At 32.5% G+C, this 6,560-nt stretch carries 11 protein-coding genes; 3 read left to right on the top strand and 8 right to left on the bottom strand.

Annotated elements, in window-relative coordinates; genetic code table 11:
* The first annotated feature begins 114 nt into the window (after positions 1 to 114).
* Positions 115 to 933 (top strand): multiheme c-type cytochrome, encoded by an 819-nt coding sequence (locus NE054_RS06720; RefSeq protein ID WP_297890027.1) that lies wholly within the window; start codon positions 115 to 117, stop codon positions 931 to 933.
* A 13-nt stretch (positions 934 to 946) separates the two neighbouring features.
* The gene (locus tag NE054_RS06715; protein WP_297890026.1) at positions 947 to 1,513 is read left to right on the top strand and encodes an NAD(P)H-dependent oxidoreductase; all 567 of its coding nucleotides are present in this window, start codon (positions 947 to 949) and stop codon (positions 1,511 to 1,513) included.
* On the opposite strand, the gene NE054_RS06710 is transcribed toward NE054_RS06715, so the two are convergent.
* Genes NE054_RS06710 through NE054_RS06685 form a run of 6 tightly spaced genes read right to left on the bottom strand, consistent with a single transcriptional unit; the run spans position 1,502 to position 4,149 of the window.
* Positions 1,502 to 2,326 (bottom strand): TlyA family RNA methyltransferase, encoded by an 825-nt coding sequence (locus tag NE054_RS06710; protein WP_297890025.1) that lies wholly within the window; start codon positions 2,324 to 2,326, stop codon positions 1,502 to 1,504. The two genes, NE054_RS06715 and NE054_RS06710, sit on opposite strands and share 12 nt — an antisense overlap.
* On the bottom strand, positions 2,301 to 2,462 hold the full coding sequence (locus tag NE054_RS06705; protein ID WP_297890022.1) for a hypothetical protein: 162 nt from the start codon (positions 2,460 to 2,462) through the stop codon (positions 2,301 to 2,303). Before NE054_RS06705 ends, NE054_RS06710 begins: the two co-directional genes overlap by 26 nt.
* A gap of 13 nt (positions 2,463 to 2,475) precedes the next feature.
* Positions 2,476 to 2,982, bottom strand: a complete 507-nt coding sequence (gene def / locus NE054_RS06700; RefSeq protein ID WP_297890020.1) for a peptide deformylase — start codon at positions 2,980 to 2,982, stop codon at positions 2,476 to 2,478.
* Complete coding sequence (locus NE054_RS06695) at positions 2,982 to 3,500, bottom strand: ACT domain-containing protein (RefSeq protein ID WP_297890018.1); 519 nt, start codon at positions 3,498 to 3,500, stop codon at positions 2,982 to 2,984. The genes def and NE054_RS06695 overlap by 1 nt, the downstream gene beginning before the upstream one ends.
* The gene (gcvH, locus tag NE054_RS06690; protein WP_297890016.1) at positions 3,497 to 3,907 is read right to left on the bottom strand and encodes a glycine cleavage system protein GcvH; all 411 of its coding nucleotides are present in this window, start codon (positions 3,905 to 3,907) and stop codon (positions 3,497 to 3,499) included. The genes NE054_RS06695 and gcvH overlap by 4 nt, the downstream gene beginning before the upstream one ends.
* A gap of 35 nt (positions 3,908 to 3,942) precedes the next feature.
* The gene (locus tag NE054_RS06685) at positions 3,943 to 4,149 is read right to left on the bottom strand and encodes a CPBP family glutamic-type intramembrane protease (RefSeq protein ID WP_345780604.1); all 207 of its coding nucleotides are present in this window, start codon (positions 4,147 to 4,149) and stop codon (positions 3,943 to 3,945) included.
* A gap of 58 nt (positions 4,150 to 4,207) precedes the next feature.
* Between NE054_RS06685 and NE054_RS06680 the strand changes: the two genes are divergently transcribed.
* Positions 4,208 to 4,411 (top strand): hypothetical protein, encoded by a 204-nt coding sequence (locus NE054_RS06680; RefSeq protein ID WP_297890029.1) that lies wholly within the window; start codon positions 4,208 to 4,210, stop codon positions 4,409 to 4,411.
* Here NE054_RS06680 and NE054_RS06675 read toward each other — a convergent pair.
* Positions 4,404 to 4,697, bottom strand: coding sequence for a DUF4911 domain-containing protein (locus NE054_RS06675; RefSeq protein WP_297890014.1), 294 nt, complete (start codon positions 4,695 to 4,697; stop codon positions 4,404 to 4,406). The two genes, NE054_RS06680 and NE054_RS06675, sit on opposite strands and share 8 nt — an antisense overlap.
* Positions 4,698 to 4,776: 79 nt before the next feature.
* Positions 4,777 to 6,560, bottom strand: a 1,784-nt coding sequence (locus NE054_RS06670; RefSeq protein ID WP_297890013.1) for a pyruvate/oxaloacetate carboxyltransferase, incomplete at its 5' end; no start/stop codon positions are given.

The following is a 6,560-nucleotide window of genomic DNA, read 5'->3' as shown; positions in this document are numbered from 1 at the left end:
CTTCATTTTAGCTTTAAGTTTTGCTACTTGTCTTGGTTTGTTTTAAAATTATTTAAATTGGAAATTAGAGTTAAAATTTAGTATTATTATATCAAAATGTTGAGGAGGTTAATGATGAAGAAGTTGTTTTTTTTAATCTTAACAGCTACATCGGTTGCTTATTCTGCAGATGTTACTTTAAAAGAACCACCTAAAACTCTTTCTAAGTACTATCCTCCTTCTTCCAATAAAATGGAATTTTTAAACTCTATGTATGCTATGTCAACAGCTTTTACAGGTATGTTTACCAATATTCAAGAAAATGATTGGAAAAATGCAGAAAAATGGGCAAGTATATTAAAAGAAAATTACTTAAATATTGGGAAACTGGTTCCGGAATTTGATAAAGGATTGAAGAAGAATGAGATAAACGCATTAGTTGAAGCTGTTAAGTCAAAGGATATGGAAAAAATAAAATTTAATGCAGATGCTGTAGGAAAGTCCTGTATGCAATGTCATCAAAATTATCAGGTATCTACAAAAATAATTTATCATTATCCATCATTTGAAATGATAAACATAGAAGACCCTGTCAGTAGAACAACCCTTGAATTTCATAATTATATGAAAAAAACAGCCGATTCTATGAAAAAAATGAGAGTTTATTTAGAAGACGGAAAATTTGATAAAGCTCAAAAAGAAGGGAATGATTTTGTAAAAAGAGTAAAAGGATTATCTCAAAGCTGTAACGAATGCCATAACAACAAGTTATCTGTAGAGATATATCAAGGCAAAGAATTGGAGGAAAAATTAAATCTTTTAACAAAAGCTCTTCAATCTAAAAATAAAGATGAGGTTTATAAAACTGTTAGTTGGATATCTGCAAACAACTGTTCCAAATGCCATAACACACATCAGACAATAGCTGAGATTAAAGAAAAGTTTAATAAATAGGAGGTTTTTGAATATGGATTACCTAATAGTGTATGCACACCCAAATCCTGCCAGTTTTAACGCTGCAATAAGAAAAACAGTTGAAGAAACTTTACATTCAAAAGGAAAAACTTATCATACTGTTGACCTTTATGAGCTAAACTTTGACCCAGTATTAAAACCTCAGGATTTTCAAGCGATAATGTCCGGAAAAGTTTTGGATGATGTTAAACAACAACAATCTTTAGTAAAAGAGGCTGATACTTTAGTTTTTATTCATCCTATTTGGTGGTACTCCATGCCAGCTATTTTAAAAGGATATATTGATAGAGTTTTTTCTTACGGTTTTGCTTACAAAGAAGAAGGGGATGAGATAAAGCCATTACTTACAGATAAAAAAGTTATAATAATAAACACTATGGGAGAAGATGAGGATAGTTGTAATAAAAGAGGTATGTGTGATAGCTTAAGAATGACTATAGGGGGCATATTTGAGTTTTGTGGAATGAAAGTTTTAAAACACAAATTCTTTTTTGCAGTTCCTTATGTAAGTGATGAAGATAGAAGGAAGATGCTTGAAGAAGTTAAATTAATTTTTTAGATGTTCATGAGCTTGTTCTATAATTTGTTTTATTTTATCTTCTTCAACATTTTTGCAATCTTCTTTTTTCTTTCCTATAAGTGCTAAAAATTCTATATTTCCTTTTGGACCTTTTATTGGTGAAAAGTCTAAATCTTTTACACAGTAGCAACTTTGTGTTAGTCCTTCTATTACAGATTTTATGGCTTTTTCATGAAGATTTTTATCTGTAATAACTCCGTCTTTTACTTCTTTTTTTGACAGTTCAAATTGGGGTTTTATTAGAACAACACCAATAAAGTCATCTTTTAAAAGGTCGCAGATGTTTGGAAGTATTTTAGTTATTGATATAAATGAAACATCACTTACTAAAATGTCTATTGGTTCTGGTATCTGTTCTTTGGATAAGTATCTTGCGTTAAATTCTTCTATTGATATTATTCTAGAGTCTTTTCTTAGTTTTTCATGAAGCTGGTGTTTTCCTACATCTACAGCGTAAACTTTTTTTGCTCCATTTTGGATAAGACAGTCTGTAAATCCTCCTGTCGATGCTCCAATATCAAGACAAACTTTGTCTTTTACATTTACGTTGAAAACTTTTAATCCTTTTTCAAGTTTAAAACCGCCTCTGGATACGTATGGTATTTTTTCTTTTATCTCTATTTTAGCATCTGTTGGTATTTTTGTTCCGGATTTATCCACTTTCTGGTTGTTGACAAAAACGACTCCAGACATGATAAGGGCTTGGGCTTTTTCTCGTGTCTCTACAAGCCCTTTATCTACCAATAATTTATCTATCCTTTCTTTTTTATGCGTAGATTGAGATTTTTCCATCCGGATTAGGTGGTGGTTGTTTTAGTTGATTTTGAGTTTGAGCTGTCTGTAACATTTGCTGATTCAACTGTTTTGATAGTTCTAACATCTGTTTGAAAAGTTCAACCGCCAAAACATCAACAGGATTAACTTGCATATTCATCTCCTCCTTACTTGTAAACTTTCCTTTTAAAGATATCTTTTGGTGAAACAACTTTTTCTATAAAAACTTTACCTTCCAAGTGGTCTATCTCATGCTGTATAACTACAGCTTCAAATCCTTCTGTATCGAATGTAATTAGTTTTCCGTTTTCGTCAAGAGCCTCCACTTTTATATAGTAAAATCTTTTTACATTTCCAGTATAATCCGGAACTGACATACAACCCTCTCTAAAAATGATTTCTCCTTCTGTATAAATGATTTTCGGATTGGATAGTACCATTAACCCATGAGATACTTTGTTTGTTTTATGGGTTGATTTTGACGTATCTACTATGATAGTCCTTATATGGTTGTTTACTTGTGGAGCTGCTATTCCTACTCCTCCGGGAGAGTTGTACATTGTGTACTTTAATTTTTCTACAAAATCTTTAAACTCTTTACCAAAATCAACTACTTCAACAGATTTTTTCTTTAATCTTTCGTCTGGATACTGTAGTATAGGAAGTTTTTCCATCAGAGGTTAGCCGTATCTACATTTTGAATTGATATATCAACATTTAAACTGCTTTTAAGATTTTCTATCTCTCTTTCAAGGTCAGATATATCTACGTTTTCTGGTAATTCTGCTTGAATGAACATAACGTACAAATCTTTTGTTTTTTCTGTTCTAAGGTCTGCAATGTTGATTGATTTATCTGCAAGTAGTTTTGATACATTGTAAACGATTCCCGGCTTATCACTACCGTAAACAATTATGTTGCAACTTTGATAGTTTTCATTCTGAGTTTCTTCTAAAACTGGTATCTCCTTTACAGTAAAAGTGAGATTTTCTTTTTCTAATATTTTTAGGTCTTTTTCGAGAATGTTTTTATCTATATTTCCTTTTACAACAAGCATTATTACAAATTCGTTATTAAGCCTTGTCATTGCAGAGTCTTCAATATTAAGACCGTTTTTGTAGAGTATCTCACTTACTTTTGCAACTATGCCTGGTCTGTCTTCTCCAAAAGCTGTTATTATAAACTGCTTCACTCCTCTTCCTCTTTTTCAAGTTCTTCTAAATATGCTTTATAATCTTCTGCTGTCATTAAGTCTTCTATTTCTGAAAGGTCCTTCATCTGGATGTCTGCTATCCATCCATCTCCATATGGGTCAGAGTTTATCACGGAAGGGTCATTGGCTAAATCTTCGTTTACTGATATAATTTTACCTGTAACGGGAGAATAAATCTCCGAAACAGCTTTTACAGATTCTACGGAAGCTATCACTTCTCCGGCTTCCACCTCTCTTCCAAGTTCTGGTAAATCAACAAAAACCACATCTCCAAGTTGATGTTGTCCATAATCTGTAATACCTACGGTAGCTACGTCATCTTCTATTTTAACCCATATATGTTCTTTTGTGTAATAAAGATTTTCCGGAATTCTGTACTCTTCCATTTTTCCTCCTTTTAACTATTTTTCTATTAACCTTATTATATCAGATGCCAGATAAACAAGTTATAAAAAATATTAGAAAGAAAGTGTAACACCGCTACCAAAATAAAAGATTTAGTTTTATTAAAAACATAACCGTAAAATAAAGACGGAAAAAATACTAAAAATGAATGAAGGTCAAAGTAAAGAATAATGTGAGGAATAGTAAAAAGTATTGACGTTGTAAAGTTAGAAAAGTATCTCAACAAGTAAACTCTGAAAAAAAGCTCCTCTGAAAAGGCTATAAACAGATGATTTAAATTATTGATAAAATCCGGACTTACAATAAAGATTGGTAAAGTTAAAAGAATACTAAAACTCCATTTTGATTTGATATTTAACTCTTTTAAATCTATAAAAATCAAAGGCGATAGAAGAATTATAGAGGTTAAAAAGGATACATTAAAAAATCTTTCAAAGGATACTGAAAATAGTAGTAAAAAGTATAAAAATAAAGGTTTTAAGTGACCGCCACTAACCAATCATCACCCAATTCACCTACTATTTCTAAAGTTGGGTCGTGGTTTTTCTTTAAATCTTCCAATATAAGGTACAAATCATCTACAAAATCTGGTGATGTTATAAGGTCTAAGATTCCTTCTTTTCCGTATCTTGTTCTTGGGAGAGCTATTCTATCATAGCCATTTATAACCATAGAAATAAAATTCATTTTTTCTGGATTGCATTTAATGACAAGATTTACACTTTTTTTAGGACCCTTTGAAAGCCTTTCTAACATTTCTTTAGATATCATCTATTTACCTTGATGAAATTAGTTTAGTAGATATATTTTAGCATGAAAATCCCCCCTTTTAAGGGGGATTTTGTAGAAATTATTGTGGTTCTATCCTTATTAATGTTTCATCTGGAGTTATGTTGTCTCCTACTTGAGCGTAAATTTCTTTTACAACACCATCTATAGGAGAGTGTATTTCGTTTTCCATCTTCATAGCTTCAACCATTGCAACAACTTGACCTTTTGTTACCTTATCACCAACTTTTACCAAAATTTTTGACACTTTACCTGGCATAGGAGGTGCTACATCTCCTGGTTTTTCTGGTCTTGGTCTTGCACTTGTACTTGTAGCTGCTGCCGAACTTGCCACAAAACCACTCTTACCTACTAATGTTACAGCTAAAGGAGTTAATTGGACTTCCTCTAATTTTCCGTTTACGTTTACGTAAAACTTTCTTGGTTTTGAAGGGTCTTGTTCTGGAGATACACCTTCTATTTTTACTTTAAACTTATCACCATGGTAAATTATTTCAAACTCTACAGGAGCTACATTTTCTATACCATCTGGTTTCATTTCTTTTGGTTCTACAACATCTGGAGGTAAAGTTGTAAGTTCTCCTTTTTCTCTTGCTATTAAGAACTCTTTTGCTTGTAGTGGGAAGAGAACCATCAATAACACTTCTTCATCTGTTGGTTCTCTATTTAGTATCAACTTAACTTCTTCGTAAGCTTTGTTCCATTCTTCAGGGTCTGCAAGGTCTCCTGCTCTTATTGAGAAATCAGGTTCTTTTCCAGGACCAAGTATTTTCTCTGCTAATTCTTTAGATATTGGTCCTGGAGGTTTTCCGTATTTACCTTCTACGTAATCTCTAACTTCTTTTGTTATTATCTTATATCTTTCTCCAGATATAACGTTTAATACAGCTTGTACTCCAACTATTTGAGATGATGGTGTTAACAATGGTGGATAACCTAAATCTCTCTCTACGTTTGGTACTTCTTCTAAAGCTTCATCCATCTTTTCTAAAGCGTTTGCTTCCATTAACTGAGCAACCATGTTAGAAATCATACCACCTGGTATTTTATGTATGAGAACCTTAGCGTTAACTCCTGCGTACTCTGTTTCATACTTTTTATATTTTTTCTTAATCTGTCTTGTTAATTCTGCCAACTCATCTAAAACTTTTAAATCTAATCCTGTATCGTAAGGTGTTCCTTGAAGGGCAGCAACTACACTTTCAGTTGCAGGGTGAGAAGAACCAAAGGCAAGAGGAGATAAAACTGTATCAACCATATCAACACCAGCGAGGATTACCATCATATGGTTCATGATAGCTGTTCCACTCATATCGTGGTTGTGAAGTACTACTTTTATTTTATCACCTACTTTTTTCTTTATTCCTCTGATAATGTCGTATGTTTCTTCCGGCATGAGTATTCCGGTAGCATCTTTGAAACATATCCAGTCTGGCTGAAGTTCTATTAGTTCATCTGCGTAGGACATCCATTTTTCCAAGGTATGAACAGGGCTTTTTGTATAGCTTATTTCCGCATGTACTTCTCCACCAAACTCTTTTATGGCTTTAACTGCTACTTCTATATTTCTGTTGTCGTTTAATGAGTCAAAAACTCTAAATACTGTAATACCATGCTTAATAGACTTTTCTACGAACTTTTTAACAACTTTGTCTGATTTTGGTTTGTATCCTACTATGTTTTGACCTCTAAAGAGCATCTGAAGTTTAGTGTTAGGCATAACTTCTTTAATTCTTTTTAGTCTTTCCCAAGGGTCTTCTTTTAGGTACCTTAAACAAACGTCAAACGTCGCTCCACCCCAAACTTCTACTGCATAGAATCCGGCTTTGTCCATTTTTTCACATA

The sequence above is a fragment of the Sulfurihydrogenibium sp. genome (assembly GCF_027448985.1).
GTDB lineage: Bacteria > Aquificota > Aquificia > Aquificales > Hydrogenothermaceae > Sulfurihydrogenibium.
The sequence above is the reverse complement of the archived record's forward strand: the minus strand, read 5'-3'. Positions and strand labels throughout refer to the sequence as shown.

Bases quoted from the DNA above. Each gene is read 5' to 3' on its own strand.
- NE054_RS06675 (WP_297890014.1), bottom strand. From the start codon at position 4,697: ATGATATCTAAAGAAATGTTAGAAAGGCTTTCAAAGGGTCCTAAAAAA.
- gcvH (WP_297890016.1), bottom strand. From the start codon at position 3,907: ATGGAAGAGTACAGAATTCCGGAAAATCTTTATTACACAAAAGAACAT.
- NE054_RS06710 (WP_297890025.1), bottom strand. From the start codon at position 2,326: ATGGAAAAATCTCAATCTACGCATAAAAAAGAAAGGATAGATAAATTA.
- NE054_RS06720 (WP_297890027.1), top strand. From the start codon at position 115: ATGAAGAAGTTGTTTTTTTTAATCTTAACAGCTACATCGGTTGCTTAT.
- NE054_RS06715 (WP_297890026.1), top strand. From the start codon at position 947: ATGGATTACCTAATAGTGTATGCACACCCAAATCCTGCCAGTTTTAAC.
- def (WP_297890020.1), bottom strand. From the start codon at position 2,982: ATGGAAAAACTTCCTATACTACAGTATCCAGACGAAAGATTAAAGAAA.
- NE054_RS06705 (WP_297890022.1), bottom strand. From the start codon at position 2,462: ATGCAAGTTAATCCTGTTGATGTTTTGGCGGTTGAACTTTTCAAACAG.